The organism is Halopseudomonas sp. SMJS2 (assembly GCF_029866945.1).
In the GTDB taxonomy this organism is placed as follows: Bacteria; Pseudomonadota; Gammaproteobacteria; order Pseudomonadales; family Pseudomonadaceae; genus Halopseudomonas; species Halopseudomonas bauzanensis.
This window is the reverse complement of record NZ_CP123445.1, coordinates 3,189,095-3,205,506: the sequence shown is the minus strand read 5'-3', so window position 1 is coordinate 3,205,506 and position 16,412 is coordinate 3,189,095. Positions and strand designations below refer to the sequence as shown.

The window sequence follows — 16,412 nt, the reverse complement described above, 5'->3', positions numbered from 1 at the left end:
ACCGACCCATAAGAATAATAATCTTATTATTCTTCTTATTATTGTAAGCCCAGGCCACCTATCAGCGCGGAACGCGCCTTTCCCCCACAGCCGACAGGCCAAGGGCGGCGTGCATTCGGTCAGTTTTGCCAAGCCTATGATCTTGCTGCTGGCGACACCAAATGGATAGCAGGAATGTAGGCCAATGCAGAATCGGCGAGGCGCCGGATCTATGTGCTGCACAATACTGCGGGCATCACGGCCAAGATAGTTTCAGCGCTGATGTAAGACAATGCCAGCGCGCCATCAAACATGACCGATACCATTTGTCGCCCTACTTACTGCAAATCAAAACCTTGGTCACGACCAAGGAAATTTCGTCATGACGAAAAAATGGGGGAGTGCGTGGACTAGTGCAGGATAGGCTCGCGCCGGTTCTATGTGCTACACAACGTTTGGGTAGCAGGCCAAGACAGTTTCAGCGCACCATTAAACAGGGCCGACACCTGCGTCGCCTTACTTAACTGCAAATCAAAACCTTGGTCATGATCAAGGAGATTTTTCGTCATGACGAAAAGTGGGGGAGGGTGTGGGCTAATGCAGGATAGGCTAACGCCGGTGAAGTGTATTACACAATGCCCCAGGATGCTCCCTACCGGGGCGGCTTCATCGTATGCGTTGCGCGGCCTACACGTCGCCCCTCCTGCAAGACAGTTTCATCGCAACTGCCAAGCCCCGAGATGTGAAAAAAGCCTTGTTCATGACTAAGGAAGTTTCGTCATGACGAAAAAATGTTGAAGGGTGTGGGCTAATGCAGGATAGGCACTTGGTGCCGAGGTGTGCCACACAACGTTTATGAGTGGCCCACCCAATTTTTAGGCATTGATGCCGAAGAAAAAATAAGCGCCGCATACTGGTACGTACACGGCGCCGTCAGAGGGTTGGGTTCGGTTATAGCGTATTACAGCGCAGCAGCAACAGCTTGCTTCCAATCATTCTCCATCACCAACTGGAACTGGATTTGTTCATTCTGACCCGCAAGATCAAGCTGGCCAACGGTGGCGGCGTCAGCCGCATACTGGGTCAACAACTCGAACAGCTTACGCTTGTACTCAGTGTCATCGTTGCCTTTGAGGTGGTCGCCCTTGGTTTCCAACACCGAGAAACGGAACTTGCCATCCTCCGTGCCATGCACGCAGGCGAGAAGATCGGGATACACGCGATGTCGCTGCCAGCCTTGCAGGCCGTATGAGCGTTGGTTTACCGCGATACGGTGCCACCAGTACACGCATTGATGCTCATCCAGATACCAGGCCGTGTTCTTTTCCAGCTCGTTGAATTCCTTCTGATAGACCTTCTCGAACAGGCTTTTTTCCAGCGCCTCGCCGTTCTTGCGGTACAACAGCGGATCAATATCGGCCACGTCGATTTCCAGCGTTTCGGCAATTTTCCAGTTCAATGCCGGATCATTGGACGACACCAACCTCAATGTAATATCACCGCTCTCCAGCTTGGCGCGAAACAGCGCCTCGGCCATGGTATTCACCTGACGGCGAAGATCCGTCTTCATGACGTGTACCAGGTCGAGCCGGTTGATATAAATCTGTTCCTCACTGACTCCGCTGGCTCGCAGCGCATCCAGGGTCTCTTCCAGCAAACGCATGCCCTGCCATGGGTTGGGCACAACGTCCAATAACTGACGCACCAGATAGGGCGCATCCAGCCCCTCTTCCGGCAGGGCCTCAATTTCCTGATGATCAAGCTGGAAATCCTGTTGCCCGGACTCTTTGGACTTTTTATCCAAAACCGTCACGCGGGCCACTGTCCTTTGCAGCTTGTCGTCATCCATGACGGCCTTATCAGCGAGAAACTGCAACGCTTCCCAATCCAGGGTGCCCAACACATCGCGTTCGTAGTCCAGCGCACGATAGCCATCCGGGGCACTGCTATCCCGGTGCAAGACACGGGGTAGAAAGATAGGCGGCAATCCAGCGAACTTCTCATTTCGCTGTATCGTTTCCCGGCGCATATTACGGGCCTGGCCGCTGGCAGGATCTACAGCTTTGACGCTGGAAGCCAAGTCGGCCATACCTTCATCTTCAAGTCCCTTGCGCACCCCATCGACCGCCGCCGTCACATCCTGATCGAACGTGAAGACGTAACACTCGTCCAGCGCTTCCACACCGGTTGTCCGAGCGTGGGGCTGGCGCAGCACTCGCCCGATCATCTGGGTCAACGCAGTGGTGGCCGTAGTGCGTGACAAAATGGCCAGCACATAGGCAAAGGGACAGTCCCAGCCTTCGCGCAGGGCATCCTTAGTAATGATAAAGCGCACTGCCGAGGTGGGTGACAACAGGTCTTCGTCGGCCAGCTCGTCATCACTGGAGGTCTTGAGCCGGATATACTCTTCCTTCACTCCTAACTGGTCACGCAGATATTCACGGGCGTCCTCAGCGTGCACGAATCCGGCGTCGCGCTGCTCTTTACCGGTACGCTCCACCCGCACCAGTACAATAGGACGGATATAACGACCAGACTCGTTCTGGAAGGCCTGCGCCGCCGCTTCCAGTTCCTGCTGTTTGGCATGAGCCAGCGACAACGTGTGCCGCCAACCGCCCTTGCCTTCGTTGATGACATTAATCGGCAGCTTAATCATTTCCTCATCTTTGAGGTCTGTCCCAGGCACGTTGACCAGCACGTTCGACTGGTGCTTGCCGTTGGTATTGGGCGTTGCCGACAGTTCCAGAATGAAGCGCGGATTAAAACCGGCTAGGGTATCGCGGGCCGTATCGGAATAGGCCCTATGGCCCTCGTCAATCACCACCACCGGGCGTACCAGCCGCAACACATTGCCCAGACTCTGCTTGACCGACACCGTACCCGGCACCACGCCGTCGGCATAGCCGAGGTCGGCCAAGTCATTCTGGTCAAGGTTGGGCACTTGCTCCAGCAGCTGAACATTAGCCTCGTTATCGTCTTCCAGGGGGAAGAAAGAGGTGAAACGGCCACTGTCGCGGAACATCCGCAGCGTTTCCTTGGACTGGCGCGCCGCCGAAGGCAGCATCAGCAGCATCACGCACAACTGGCCTTCCACATCCTTACGGGTGAAGGCATCTCCCTTCTCAAGCAGCTTAACGCGGCCACCAGAAGCCCGCTCCAACATCTGCCGGTAGGGGTGTTCTCTGTTAGCCAGTTGCTTCCAGGTTTGCCGGTAAATCGCTTCTGAAGGCACCACCCACAACACCAAGCCAATTTGACGTTTGAAATAATCCGTCTGCACCCGTTCCAGAGAGGCCGTGGCCAGTAACGTCTTGCCACCACCGGTCGGCACCTTCAAGCAGATATTCGGGATCGACCCGCCCAGGCCATCGTGGCGTGACAGGTACTGAGCCACCACAGGCTTGCCATCGTGATAGAGGTAGGGCAACAAGCGTTCCGTATTGAGCTGCTCCCAGGCTTCCCGGCAGTAGTCGCCCAAGCTGGCCACCTTACCCTTGCTCTGCTGAAACTCGACAAAATCTTCGGCTTCTTCCCGCTTCTCAGCCAGCACCGTCAGATAGCGATCCAGCCGCTCAAGTACGCCCTGCTGGTATTCCTTCAGCTCCATGCTCAATCCCCCAGAATCCGATGTACGGCATAGGGCAACTGGCAGAACTCAATGCGCCGCGCCGTCAGCTCCTTCTGGCTCATGAACTTGGCCACCGCGAACACAATTGCTCGCTTGCCCTGCTTGTTACCAGCCTCAATCGCGGCCACCCGCTCGGCATTGAGCGCCGCGTCATTGGAGCGCAGCCACGCCTTGTCGGGCTGGTAGAACAGGTGGATGCGGAACAGGTCGGTTTCGCCGATCAGACCATCCGCCGCAGGCTTGCCCACCTTGTCCAAGGACTGGCCGGTAGCGGTGTAGAACACATAACGGGCCAGGGCTTCGAAACCTGGCATCCCTTCACCGGTCAGCAGGCTTTCAATATCAATGGGTTCGCCCAGAGTGCAGTAGGTGAAGCTGCCACCCAAACCCGGCGCGGTATCTTTCACCGCGCGCTCGCCCGTAACAGTCAGCACACCATCTTTAATCTGTTTTTTGATAGTGTCGTACTCGTGCCCGTGAAGATTCTCAATGGACGCGATGTGATCCATCACCTTTTTGCGCCGCTTCTCGTTGTTGAACGTAGTCCAGGTGATATTTTCCCGGTGCAGCTCTTCACGCTGGGTGCCGGTATAAGGGTAGCCATTGATGACTCGGCGAACCCGTTCGGCAGTGACGGAATCTGCATACTCTTCGCACTCAACAACAATAAAGCGTCGATTACCGTTATCTTTCTTGTTTGCTTCAAGAACGGCATGTGCGGTAGTCCCCGAACCCGCGAATGAGTCCAAAATAAGCGAGTCTCGGTCAGCTGCTATTTCCAGAACTCTTTCAATAAGCTGATATGGCTTTGGAGTTATAAAATCGCTCTCATCGCCCAGTATTGCGAGAAGCTGTTTTTTCGCATCTTGATTTCCCCTAACATCCTGATACGACCACCAAGTTCGGGCTAGCACTCCCTTATCTTCACCGTTATCCAAATATACTTTCTTGGTCGGCATGGCATCACCATTCTTCCCAAAATATATTTCACCTTGTTTTCGCTGTTCTTCAAAAGCTTTTTCAGGAAGAGCCCAATGTCTACCCTTAGCAGGGTAAACCACTCGACCAGAAGGAAGGGTTACTGGATAGCGATATTTTTCACGTCTTTCGTTGTTTTCTGTTCTGACATCCAGAGGATAAGTACGCCATGGCCCTTTAGGATCATTATCAGTATTCTTGAATCGCCCTTTCTGCTCCTCGTTTCGACTCAAATAATTCCAACCATAATCTATGAATTTTTGCGTCTTACTATAGGCAAGCACATAATCGTGGTCAGTGCTTATTACGCGACCATTACTTTTCGGAGTGTATGTCTTCTCCCATACGGAACAACATATAAAGTTATCCTCTCCGAAAATCTCATCGAATAGTGAGCGAGCCCTATGGATCTCGTTGTCATCCAGCGTCATCCAAATACTACCCTCCTCCGAGAGGAGTTCTCGAAGAAGGTTGATACGCGGCCACATCATGCACAACCACTTGTCATGCCTTTCTAGATCTTCCTTATCCACCGGATTAGCCGATTTCTTCAGCCACTCCTTCATCAAAGGTGAACGCACATTGTCGTTGTAGCACCAGCCCTCGTTGCCCGTGTTGTAGGGGGGGTCAATAAAGATGCAATCCACCTTGCCAGCGTGTGTAGGCAATAACGCTTTAAGCGCTTCCAGGTTGTCACCATGAATGATCAGGTTGTCATCGAGCGACGGCTGCTTGCCTTCAGCGGGCAACGACTTTTCAGGCACCACCTGCAATTCACGGAACGGCACCCCAAGATGATGGGAATAGACAAACTGCTTACCCTTGAACTCAAGCGTGGGCATTAAAAACTCCTGATCCAATAAAAGCACGCTGTGAGAGCGGGCATGTTCTGTTCTTTTTGGTGTTCAACCTTCAAGCGGCGGCCACTGCCGCGCCGTATGCACGACATTCAATATTCGCACCTGCGTTTCCACAATGTCATACACGACCATGTAGCTGCTATGAACGATCAATTCAAAAGTACCCGCGACTCTCCCGGACCGTCCCATTCTCGGGTAGTCCTGGAGCGCTGCGGTTCTTTCTGATATCAGGTCGTCAAGTGACAGGGCAGCAAGGGGGTTGTCTTCCTCGATGTAGTCGTAAATGTCTTCACGATCCCTGACGGCTTCTAGCGTCCATAGCAGCTCCATCATTCAGGAGCAGCCATGCGAGCGCGGGTTGCTGCGCGGCGAGCGGCAAAGCGGGCTTCGACATCAGACGCTGGAATCAGGTTACCCGCCTCCGCAGACGCCCGTGACTGCTCGACCTTCTTCGCCAGCCAAGTGTCGTATTGCTGGGTCTCTTCCTGCTGAGCCACGTAACTGCGCATGAAGTCGCGAAGAAGCTGGGCTCCGGTACGGTCATGGGCTTTGGCGGCGTTGGCAAATTCAGCCTTCAGGCCGTCATCGACTCGAAAAGTAAAAGTGGCATCACTCATGGCACCATCCTCATGTGTTACACGCAATGTGCAGTGTAGCACGACACCCTGAATGCCTCTACCAGGTTGATGCCCATACCAGCGGGTGATCTGCACCGCAATTTGCCATGGCCAGCGGTACAGTAGCGGTACATACATTAGTTTTGGCCATCTGCGCATAAGTACGCTAAACTACTGAAGTATAAGTACTTTCTACTTATTTTGATTACGGTTGTATACGCTTTATTTTCCTAGGTTTAGCGTTTCAGCCGCAAACTTGTAATCAGTAGGTCCCGAGTTCGACTCTTGGTGCCGGCACCATCATTGAAAAGGCTCGCAGAAATGCGGGCCTTTTTTGTTTTGGGCAGATTGGACATGAGGGTGGCGGTGAGGACCTGACACGCCATCAAGCAAGCGCCAGTTTGGCGATACCCGAGCCGCCTGGGATCGGGTCGATAATCTCTTGCGGCTTCTGTATAGTCAGCCCCTCTAGAATTTCGGAAGACAGTTTGAAGATGACTACCCAGCTTCACATTGAACGGCAGCTAACGCCGCCATAGCGCCCAGCCCCCTCCGCTGTAAGCGACCCTGGACAGTCCAGTGGTTTTGTCTCGCTGTGCATGAGAGCTCCGCTCCTACGCAGCATCTCTAATCTTTTTGAAAATGTCATGTCGATCCATTGCGTCCGGTTCAAGCCGTGCTGCGTCGCCGACTCATGCAGTTGAGAAATACAATGCTTCTATCACTGAAACAAGACTGGTTCTCCAATATCCGCGGGGACATTCTGGCGGGTCTCGTTGTTGCCCTTGCACTCATTCCTGAAGCAATCGCGTTTTCCATCATCGCTGGTGTCGACCCCAAGGTCGGGCTTTACGCCTCATTCTGTATCGCCGTGGTAATTGCCTTTGTGGGTGGGCGTCCCGGCATGATTTCGGCGGCGACCGGTGCTATGGCCTTGTTGATGGTGACCCTGGTAAAGAATCACGGCCTTGAGTATCTGCTTGCCGCAACCTTGCTGTGTGGCGTGCTGCAGATACTGGCTGGTTACCTGAAACTGGGTTCGTTGATGCGGTTTGTTTCGCGCTCGGTCGTTACCGGCTTTGTTAACGCCCTGGCGATCCTCATTTTCATGGCGCAATTGCCTGAGCTGACCGGCGTTACCTGGCATGTCTATGCGATGACCGCGGCCGGTCTGGGAATCATCTACCTTTTTCCTTATTTACCCCGAGTGGGCAAGCTGATTCCGTCTCCCTTGGTATGCATCCTGACACTTACCGCTGTGTCTCTTTACCTTGGGCTGGATATCCGTACGGTGGGTGACATGGGTGAGCTGCCGGATACTCTGCCGGTATTTCTCTGGCCGGATGTCCCGCTGACTTTCGAGACGCTGGCCATCATTTTTCCCTATTCCGCTGCGCTGGCGGTGGTTGGTCTGCTGGAGTCCATGATGACCGCAGCCATTGTCGATGACCTGACCGACACCACCAGTGACAAGAACCGTGAGTGCAAGGGCCAGGGCGTAGCCAATATCGCTTCCGGGCTCATTGGCGGTATGGCCGGTTGCGCCATGATTGGTCAGTCGGTGATCAACGTGAAGTCGGGCGGGCGCACACGATTGTCCTGCCTGGTGGCCGGCGCTGTGCTGTTGATTCTGGTGGTGTTTCTCAGCGACTGGGTCAGTCAGATTCCCATGGCTGCCCTGGTCGCTGTGATGATCATGGTCTCGATCGGCACCTTCAACTGGTCTTCCATCACGGACCTGAAGAAGTACCCGCTGTCGACCAATATCGTCATGCTGGTGACGGTCGCCGTGGTCGTAGTCACCCATAACCTTGCATTCGGTGTGCTGGCGGGCGTGCTGCTGGCTGCTTTGTTCTTCGCCAACAAGGTGGGGCACTATATGGAAATCACCTCGACGCAGGACAAAGAGGGGAAGCAGCGAATCTACCGAGTTGTGGGCCAGGTTTTCTTCAGTTCCTCGGATAAGTTCGTCTCCGCCTTCGACTTCAAGGAGGTGTTGGAGAAGGTCACTATCGATCTGAACAACGCCCATTTCTGGGATATCACTGCTGTTTCGTCACTCGATAAGGTCATTCTCAAATTCCGGCGTGAAGGGACGGAAGTAGAGGTGCTGGGACTCAACCAGGCAAGCGCGACCATCATTGACCGCTTTGGCGTCCATGACAAACCGGATGCTGTCGACAAGCTTATGGGCCACTGAGGAGGGTACTCGGAATGCAAGCCCAACCTTGATGCACTGATTTTCATCATGCTCCATTTCAACGCAAGCTCTCAGCCGCCAAGCCTCTAAATCAAGTCTTGGCGAGGCGGCACAGATATTGCTCCGTCCCTGTTGATCCATTCAATGAGGACGATCCATGCCTATTCGCAATCGTTTTACCCGCTTGCTCCCTTTCGCTCTGCTTCCTTTGGCTGTCGCCGTGCATGCCGATTCTCCAGAGCCATTCGCCATTCTCGAGCAGCTTTCCGACACCGCTACTCAACTGGAGCAGGGGGAATATGCCGGGAATTTCTACGTACCGTCTTCCTTGGATAACGTGATCTGGGGGTATCTCCCGAACCGCACCGCCAAGCCGGTATTGACTGTTCCATCCGGCAGCGTGGTCACCTTTGACACGGTGTCCCACGAAGGTCTGTTGGAAGATCAGGGTCGCGACCCTGCCGCGTATTTCGGGTCGCATGGCGTCAAGCACGAGCATGTTCTGGCCGAGGCTATCGCCTTGACCGCCTCGGACCGTGCCCATGATTTCAGCAAGGATGGCCCGCATGTGGTGACCGGCCCGGTTGCCATCGAAGGCGCCGAGCCGGGCGACGTGCTCAAGGTGGAGATCCTGGCGGTCGAGCCGCGCGTTCCCTATGGTGTCATTTCAAACCGGCACGGCAAGGGCGCGCTGCCGGGTGAGTATCCGAAGACCCCGGCTCAGGCTGATGCCAGTGCCGAGCATCCAGAGCGGTACGGTAATCTGTCGATATTCACACCCATTGAATGGAGTGAGAACGGATACGTCGGAGTGCTGGACGGCGGCGATGGCAGGAAGATCAAGTTTCCGCTGCAACCTTTCATGGGGATCATGGGGGTGGCCGCCGATACCGATGAACCCGTCCACTCCGTGCCCCCGGCCCACTACGGCGGTAACGTGGATGTAAACGACTTCGGTGCGGGTGCGACAGCCTATTACCCCGTTGCGGTTCCGGGTGCCCTGTTCTACACCGGTGACAGCCACTTCGTGCAAGGTGACGGCGAGGTCGCCTTGACCGCGCTGGAAGGCTCGGCGCGTGCCACCTTTCGTTTGACGCTGCTGAAGGGTGGGGCCAGTGACATCCCTGGCAAACAGCTCTCCCAGCCCATGGGTGAAACAGACGATTTCTGGATTACCCTGGGCCTGGACGAGGACCTGGACGAGGCAATGAAAAAGTCCACGCGTGAAGCTATCCGGTTCCTTGTCGAGCAGTACGGCGTGGACGAGACCGTCGCCTACGCCTATCTCAGCGCAGCGACTGACTTCCAGGTGTCCCAGGTAGTCGACAAGACCAAAGGCATCAATTCCATGATCCGCAAGGCGGACTTCAGTGAATTCCAGCCGTGACAGCCGTCGCTTTTTTCACAGCGAATCAAGAGCAACTTACACCTGATCCCGAGTCGAGGAGCAAAGCATGATTTCAAGCCGAGAAGAAGTGACCCGTATGATCCTCGCCAGCAAGGTCCGCAAAGGCCTGCAATGGCGGGAGGCAGCGGAGGTGGTAGGGCTATCCAAGGAGTTCGTGACCGCGGGTTGTCTGGGTCAGATGACCTTTGACAAGGCGCAGGCCGAGGCGCTGGGCCAGTTATTCGAGTTGCCTGACGAAGCCATAGCCTGGCTGCAGATCGTGCCGTACAAAGGGTCATTGCCCAGCGCGGTGCCCTCTGATCCGCTTATCTACCGCTGGTACGAGATCGTCAGCGTCTACGGCACTACCATCAAGGAGCTTATCCATGAGGAATTCGGTGATGGCATCATGAGCGCCATCGATTTCTCCATGGATATCCAGCGCCAGGCTGATCCGAAGGGGGACCGGGTCAACGTGGTACTGTCGGGCAAATTCCTGCCTTACAAGAGCTACTGAGTATAGCTTTCAGCAATCGGATGCTGCGGAAGAAAACTTAACGCAGCGTCCGGTGTCAGTTAACCACGACAGCGCAAGCTGTCCCTGATGAGGTTGTTTCCAACGCAATGAGTTTGAAAGGTATTTAATGCAATTAACTATCAAGGCACTCGTCCTGCTGGTGGTGCTGGCTGTGATATCCGGGTGCAGCAGCATGCCCGGGTCGGGTGCTGGCGGCAACTGGGTGGGGCATACAGAATCAGGTCAGGCGTCGTTCTATGCCGACCGCTACGAGAACCGGAAGACCGCCAGCGGCGAGCGCTACAAAGCCCGCCAGAACACGGCAGCACACCGGACACTGCCGTTCGGCTCACAGGTCAGGGTGACCAATGTGCGAAATGGTAGAAGCGTGGTGGTGCGCATTAACGACCGAGGGCCATTTGTCCGTGGTCGGGTTATCGATCTTTCTCGTTCGGCCTTTGCCAGTATCGGTGATACCTCCGCAGGCCTGCTGAAAGTCAGGATGGAGGTCATCAAGTAGTTCGGGTGGCCGCCTGAACATTGCTCTCTGCTCCGTCCAAGCGACGGGCATAGAGCACGCCCCAGATCATCCCCTATGCAGCAGCGGCCACCGAGCCCAGCAGTACACCCAGCTTGGCCGCGCGTGAAACCGACACTAGCCTGTCGCAGAACGCACAGTTTTCTGCACGGTATCGGCCAGGCGGCGCAGGCGCGGCAGATAATCATCCAGCAACACCTCAAGGGGTACCCGTGCGGCATTGGTACTGATATTGATGGCGCCGAGCAAATCACCATTGCTGGCGAACACCGGCGTCGCCACCGAGCGCAAGCCCAGGTCCAGTTCCTGGTCGACCAGGGAATAACCTCGCTCCCTGACCTGCGCTATCTCCGCGCGCAGCGCATCCATGTCGACCAGCGAATGGGGCGTGTGGGCGCGCAATTTCACCTGCTGCAACAGGCTATCAAGCTTCGCCTCCGGCAGTTGCGCGAGCAATACCCGGCCCATGGACGTATAGGCAGCGGGTAGTCGTGTACCGACCGACAGGCTGATTGCCATCAACCGGTGCGGTGCTGCCGAACGCACCACATACACCACATCGACCCCATCCAGCACGCTGAGCGAGGACGACTCGCCGATTTCGGCGGTGATGTCCTGTAGGTAGTGCTGGATGACGGCGCGGTACTGGTTGGACGCCTGGAAGGCATGCCCCAGCTCCAGAACCCGGGGGGTCAACTCGAAATCTCGAGCGCTGCGCCTGACGTAACCCAGGGCTTCCAGGGTCAGCAGAAAGCGCCGGGCCTTGGCCCGGTCCATATCGGTGCGGGTGGCCATCTCGGTGAGGGTCATGCGTGGATGCTCGGCATCGAAGGCGCTGAGTATCTGTAATCCCGACGCCAACGCAGCGACGTAATCCCGATCACCGGGTTGAAGTTTATTGTCCAGAGCCGTTCTCCCTGAGATGCATGACAGAGGCGATCTTAGCATTGTTCGCATGGCGAACATCAGCGCGTATTTCGATTAAGCCCAAAGCTGGTATTGACGGAAGGAAAGTAGTTGCGCCATGATGTTCGCATACAAAACAAAAGTTCGCCATACGAACTTGCCCAATTAATCTTAGTGGAGATATGTAATGGCTGAATTCCTCTCTCTCCAGGACGCGGTGAAAAAGCATATCCACGACGGGGATACCGTCGCGATGGAAGGCTTCACCCACCTGATTCCCTTCGCCGCGGGCCATGAAATCATCCGTCAGCAAAGACGCGAGCTGACCCTGATCCGCATGACTCCGGATCTGGTGTACGACCAGATGATCGGTGCCGGCTGTGCCAGCAAACTGATCTTCTCCTGGGGCGGCAATCCGGGTGTAGGCTCGCTACATCGCTTGCGCGATGCCGTCCAACAGAGCTGGCCGTGCGCTCTCGAGTTGGTCGAGCATAGCCACGCGGCCATGGCCAATGCTTACGAGGCTGGCGCCGCCGGGCTCCCGCTGGCGGTATTGCGCGGGTACATCGGCAGTGATCTGCCCAAGGTCAACGATCAGATCAAGTTCATCGAGTGCCCCTTTACCGGTGAGCGTCTGGCGGCGATCCCGTCGATCCGGCCGGATGTGACGGTCATTCACGCCCAACGTGCTGACCGCAAGGGCAACGTGCTGGTGGAAGGTATTGTCGGCGTGCAGAAAGAAGCGGTGCTGGCAGCCAAGCACAGCATCGTCACCGTTGAGGAAGTTGTGGACGACCTGGGCGCTTCGGTAAACGCCTGTGTCATTCCGTCCTGGGCTATCAGCGCCATCGCCGTAGCGGAAAAGGGCGCTGCGCCTTCCTATGCGCTGGGCTACTACGATCGCGATAACGCTTTCTACAAAGATTGGGATGCCATCGGCCGTGATCGCGAGCTGTTCCAGGCCTGGCTGAAAGACAACGTATTCGAGAATGGAGCGGCTTGAGATGACTAGCGAATTTACCTCCTCGGAAATGATGAGCGTCACTGCGGCGCGCGCACTGAACAACGACATGACCTGCTTCGTCGGTATCGGCCTGCCCAGTGAGGCAGCGAACCTGGCGCGTCTGACCCATGCGCCGGATATCACTCTGATCTACGAGTCCGGCACCTTGCAGACCAAGCCCGACGTGCTGCCGTTGTCCATTGGTGATGGCGAGCTGTGCTCATCGGCACTGACCACCGTCTCGGTACCCGAGATGTTCCGCTACTGGCTGCAGGGCGGGCACGTCAGCGTCGGCTTTCTCGGCACCGCGCAGATCGATCGTTATGCCAACCTGAACACCACCTTGATCGGCGATTACCGTGATCCCAAGGTACGCCTGCCCGGCGGTGGCGGCGCCCCGGAAATCGCCACCAATGCCAAAGAGGTGTTCATCACCGTCAAGCATTCCAAGCGTACCTTCGTGAAGGACATAGACTTCATCACCACTGTCGGCTTTGGCCGCGATGGCAAGGCGCGGGATAACGTGCCAAACATTGGCCGTGGCCCGACCGTGGTGATCACCGATCTGTGCATCCTTCGGCCCGATCCGCAGGACAAGGAGCTGGTCGTCACTTCCCTGCATCCGGGCGTGACCCGCGAGCAGGTGATCGAGGCCACCGGCTGGGAGATTCGTTTCGCCGATAGTCTGGAAAGCACCCCGCCGCCCAGCGAGCAGGAGCTGACCGTGCTGCGGGACCTGAAAGCGCGTACCGCGGCGCACCACGCCGGTCAATAAATCGAGGACTGTCATGAGCAACATCTATATTTGTCACCCCCGCCGTTCGGCCATCGGTCGCTTCGGCGGCACCCTGGCTAGCGTGCGCCCCGACGATCTGGCAGCACAGATCTTCCGTGCCGTGCTGGAGCAGGCGCCCGAGCTGGACCCGCAGGCCATCGATGAAGTCATCATGGGCTGTGCCAACCAGGCCGGTGAAGACAACCGCAACGTCGCCCGCATGTCCGCGTTGCTGGCCGGATTGCCGACCAGCGTACCGGGCACCACACTGAACCGCCTGTGCGGCTCGGGCATGGATGCGGTAGGCACCGCGTTCCGCGCCATCCGCGCCGGGGAAATGGATCTGGTGCTGGCCGGCGGCGTCGAGTCGATGTCCCGCGCGCCCTATGTCATGGGCAAGGCGGACAGCGCCTTTGGCCGCGGCCAGAAGATCGAAGACACCACCATTGGCTGGCGCTTCGTCAATCCGCTGATGAAAAAGCAGCACGGCATCGACTCCATGCCGGAAACCGCAGAAAACGTCGCTGAGCAGTTCGGGGTTTCCCGCGCCGACCAGGACCTGTTCGCCCTGCGCTCCCAGGAAAAGACCGCCCGCGCCCAGGCCGATGGCATCTTCGCCGAGGAAATCGTGCCGGTCAGCATCCCGCGCCGCAAGCAGGAGCCGCTGAGCTTTGACACCGACGAGCATCCGCGCGCCTCTACGCTGGACAAGCTGGCCGCACTGCCCGCGCCCTTCCGGGATAACGGCACGGTCACTGCCGGCAACGCCTCCGGCGTCAACGATGGCGCTGCCGCTATGCTGGTGGCCAGCGAAGCTGCGGTGCAGTCCTATGGCCTCAAGCCGGTGGCGAAGATCCTCGGCATGGCCACCGCCGGTGTCGAGCCGCGCATCATGGGCATTGGTCCGGTCCCGGCGACCCGTAAGTTGCTGGACAAGCACGGCCTGAAGATCGACGACATCGACGTTATCGAACTTAACGAAGCCTTCGCCGCTCAAGGCCTGGCGGTCATGCGCGAGCTGGGCATCGCCGACGACGACCCACGGGTCAACCCCAACGGCGGCGCCATCGCCCTGGGCCATCCGCTGGGCATGTCCGGCGCGCGGTTGCTGATGACGGCTGCATTCCAGCTGCAACGCACCGGTGGGCGTTATGCTATCTGCACCATGTGCGTGGGTGTGGGGCAGGGGATTGCGATGCTGATCGAACGGGCGTAATCCAGTCGATAGCGGGCCCCCACAAGGGGCTCCGCTGTCGGCATTTTAATGCCTATGATTGGCTGCCATGTATGATTAAAGGCATTAAAATGCCGTTTCTGCTTGTCCAAGACCTGATTTTAGGTATTATAATACCTATCAGGATTTCCGGAGGCAGGTCATGGATTCGAACAGGGTAACACTACAAACCCATCTCGACGGTCGCTGGCAGGACGCGATGGTCATCCGTTTCGACCAGCCGGAGCAGGGACTGGCCAGCGTCTGTTCAACAGAATATTTCAGCCATTATCTCGTTGAGCATCTGCACGCGCTGGATTCTGTCCTCCAACCATCGGTAAGTGCAGGGTACCCCCTGTCATGGGATATCCACCGCGGTATCGCTCCCGCATTTCTGCATGACATCATCCCCGCTGGCGCAGCCCGACGGCATATCCTCGCTCGCATGTCCGTACCTCTCGGTGCGGGAGAAGATTTCTTCCTGCTACAGCAATGCACAACCGCACCTATCGGTCATCTGCGCATCCTGGAAGGTGTTGAGCGCCTGTCATCCAGTCCGCTGATCGGGTTCTCCCGGGCTGAAGTCATTCGCCGCGACACCCTGTTTCTTGATCATGCCTATGACCATGGCGCTGCCGTGGGTGGAGCTTCGGGTGCCGGCGGTGAAGCGCCCAAACTGCTGCTGGCAGAAGATGTAAGCGGTGCCCTGTATCCGGATGCGTCGTTACCCGACGAACAGGCCCGGCACCACTGGTTCGTCAAGTTTCCACGGCATCCGGCGGCCGCGACGGATCGCAATATCCTGTTCAGCGAATATTGCTATTACCGAGCACTGGGGGCACTGGGGTTCAACACCATCGCAAGCGATGGACTGGCCTACGAAGAAGCGAACCGTCCCAGCCTGTGGATGCCCCGTTTTGATCGGCAAGTTGAGGGTGAAACCGTCAAGCGTCTTGCCGTTGAATCCATCTACTCACTGTGCGGTGTAACTCGGCCGGGTAGCCGAATGGACCATGTTGCTGTGGCCGAGCGTCTGGTCGAGGTGTGGGTGGCAGCGGGGCAGCAGGAGGGTATACCCGGCATGCTGCGTGAGTATCTGCGGCGCGATCTGATTAATCAGGTACTCGGCAATACTGACAATCATGGGCGCAACCTTGCTGTGCAACGAGAGGCGGACAGCATCAGCCTGGCCCCCATGTATGACATCGCACCCATGGTAATGGACCCCGCTGGTGTGGTGAGAACAACGCGGTGGCCGGATGGTATCGAGCAGCTTAATCAGGTGGATTGGCGCAGAGCCTGCCAACAGCTGGGGCGATGGGTTGATGGCGATGAGCTATTTGAGGGTTTGCGAGAGGATGCCGCAGCGTTGCTGGCCTTGCCCGACCTACTCAGTTCTCTACATCTACCCGAAGAAACCTGGAACGCTCCGTTGATACCACTCAGGCGCTTGCCGGCAACCTTGCAGAAATGGGGGTTGATATGAAAGAGCAGAGTCGTGCAGAGGTGTTCGATGATATCTGGCGCCAGCTCGACGAAGGCAGCATCAGTCTCGGCGAAACCGTCCGTCAGCTACGCACTCGCATTACAGGGCTCACCCAGGCGGATTTCGCCCGCATGTGCAATATTTCCCTGCGCACCCTGCGGCAGTTGGAGCAGGATAGCGGCAATCCGACGCTGGAGACCGTCAACAGTGTGTTACGGGCCTTTGGTATGCAGATGGGTGTGGTGCCGTTGCGGCGAAAATAATGGGCGGGTGCGTTACCTGAAGCACTTTGGCAGCGAACCAATGAGTGTCGATTTTGAGCTGC

At 56.8% G+C, this 16,412-nt stretch carries 14 protein-coding genes; 9 read left to right on the top strand and 5 right to left on the bottom strand.

Annotated elements, in window-relative coordinates; translation table 11 throughout:
• Positions 1-940: 940 nt before the first annotated feature.
• The 4 genes from QAO71_RS14985 to QAO71_RS14970 all read right to left on the bottom strand — a co-directional run bounded on the left by QAO71_RS14985 (position 941) and on the right by QAO71_RS14970 (position 6,062).
• Complete coding sequence (locus QAO71_RS14985; RefSeq protein ID WP_280164792.1) at positions 941-3,586, bottom strand: DEAD/DEAH box helicase family protein; 2,646 nt, start codon at positions 3,584-3,586, stop codon at positions 941-943.
• 2 nt (positions 3,587-3,588) lie between these two features.
• Positions 3,589-5,427, bottom strand: coding sequence for a site-specific DNA-methyltransferase (locus tag QAO71_RS14980; RefSeq protein WP_280164791.1), 1,839 nt, complete (start codon positions 5,425-5,427; stop codon positions 3,589-3,591).
• Between the two features lie 63 nt (positions 5,428-5,490).
• A complete protein-coding gene (locus QAO71_RS14975) occupies positions 5,491-5,778 on the bottom strand; it encodes a type II toxin-antitoxin system RelE/ParE family toxin (RefSeq protein WP_348273399.1) in 288 nt (95 codons plus the stop codon).
• Positions 5,775-6,062 (bottom strand): hypothetical protein, encoded by a 288-nt coding sequence (locus QAO71_RS14970; RefSeq protein ID WP_280164790.1) that lies wholly within the window; start codon positions 6,060-6,062, stop codon positions 5,775-5,777. Before QAO71_RS14970 ends, QAO71_RS14975 begins: the two co-directional genes overlap by 4 nt.
• A gap of 712 nt (positions 6,063-6,774) precedes the next feature.
• Between QAO71_RS14970 and QAO71_RS14965 the strand changes: the two genes are divergently transcribed.
• The 4 genes from QAO71_RS14965 (at position 6,775) to QAO71_RS14950 (ending at position 10,686) form a co-directional block, all read left to right on the top strand.
• Entirely contained in the window at positions 6,775-8,262 is a 1,488-nt protein-coding gene (locus tag QAO71_RS14965) for a SulP family inorganic anion transporter (RefSeq protein WP_280164789.1), read from the top strand.
• 157 nt (positions 8,263-8,419) lie between these two features.
• Entirely contained in the window at positions 8,420-9,649 is a 1,230-nt protein-coding gene (locus QAO71_RS14960) for an acetamidase/formamidase family protein (protein ID WP_280164788.1), read from the top strand.
• 67 nt (positions 9,650-9,716) lie between these two features.
• Positions 9,717-10,166 carry a cyanase gene (cynS, locus tag QAO71_RS14955; protein WP_074777441.1) on the top strand — a complete coding sequence of 150 codons (450 nt, stop codon included), beginning with the start codon at positions 9,717-9,719 and terminating at the stop codon, positions 10,164-10,166.
• A 127-nt stretch (positions 10,167-10,293) separates the two neighbouring features.
• Positions 10,294-10,686, top strand: coding sequence for a septal ring lytic transglycosylase RlpA family protein (locus QAO71_RS14950; protein WP_074777443.1), 393 nt, complete (start codon positions 10,294-10,296; stop codon positions 10,684-10,686).
• Between the two features lie 135 nt (positions 10,687-10,821).
• Here the strand turns inward: QAO71_RS14950 and QAO71_RS14945 are convergent, their stop codons facing one another.
• On the bottom strand, positions 10,822-11,652 hold the full coding sequence (locus QAO71_RS14945) for an IclR family transcriptional regulator C-terminal domain-containing protein (protein ID WP_074777445.1): 831 nt from the start codon (positions 11,650-11,652) through the stop codon (positions 10,822-10,824).
• A 145-nt stretch (positions 11,653-11,797) separates the two neighbouring features.
• Here QAO71_RS14945 and QAO71_RS14940 point away from each other — a divergent pair, with 145 nt between their 5' ends.
• From QAO71_RS14940 to QAO71_RS14920, 5 genes are all read left to right on the top strand, one after another.
• A complete protein-coding gene (locus tag QAO71_RS14940; RefSeq protein WP_280164787.1) occupies positions 11,798-12,613 on the top strand; it encodes a CoA-transferase in 816 nt (271 codons plus the stop codon).
• Between the two features lies 1 nt (position 12,614).
• Positions 12,615-13,388 (top strand): CoA-transferase subunit beta, encoded by a 774-nt coding sequence (locus QAO71_RS14935; RefSeq protein ID WP_036990144.1) that lies wholly within the window; start codon positions 12,615-12,617, stop codon positions 13,386-13,388.
• A 13-nt stretch (positions 13,389-13,401) separates the two neighbouring features.
• A complete protein-coding gene (gene pcaF, locus QAO71_RS14930; RefSeq protein WP_280164786.1) occupies positions 13,402-14,604 on the top strand; it encodes a 3-oxoadipyl-CoA thiolase in 1,203 nt (400 codons plus the stop codon).
• A 160-nt stretch (positions 14,605-14,764) separates the two neighbouring features.
• On the top strand, positions 14,765-16,087 hold the full coding sequence (locus QAO71_RS14925) for a HipA domain-containing protein (RefSeq protein ID WP_280164785.1): 1,323 nt from the start codon (positions 14,765-14,767) through the stop codon (positions 16,085-16,087).
• Positions 16,084-16,350, top strand: a complete 267-nt coding sequence (locus QAO71_RS14920) for a helix-turn-helix domain-containing protein (protein WP_235818219.1) — start codon at positions 16,084-16,086, stop codon at positions 16,348-16,350. Before QAO71_RS14925 ends, QAO71_RS14920 begins: the two co-directional genes overlap by 4 nt.
• The last annotated feature ends 62 nt before the right edge of the window (positions 16,351-16,412 follow it).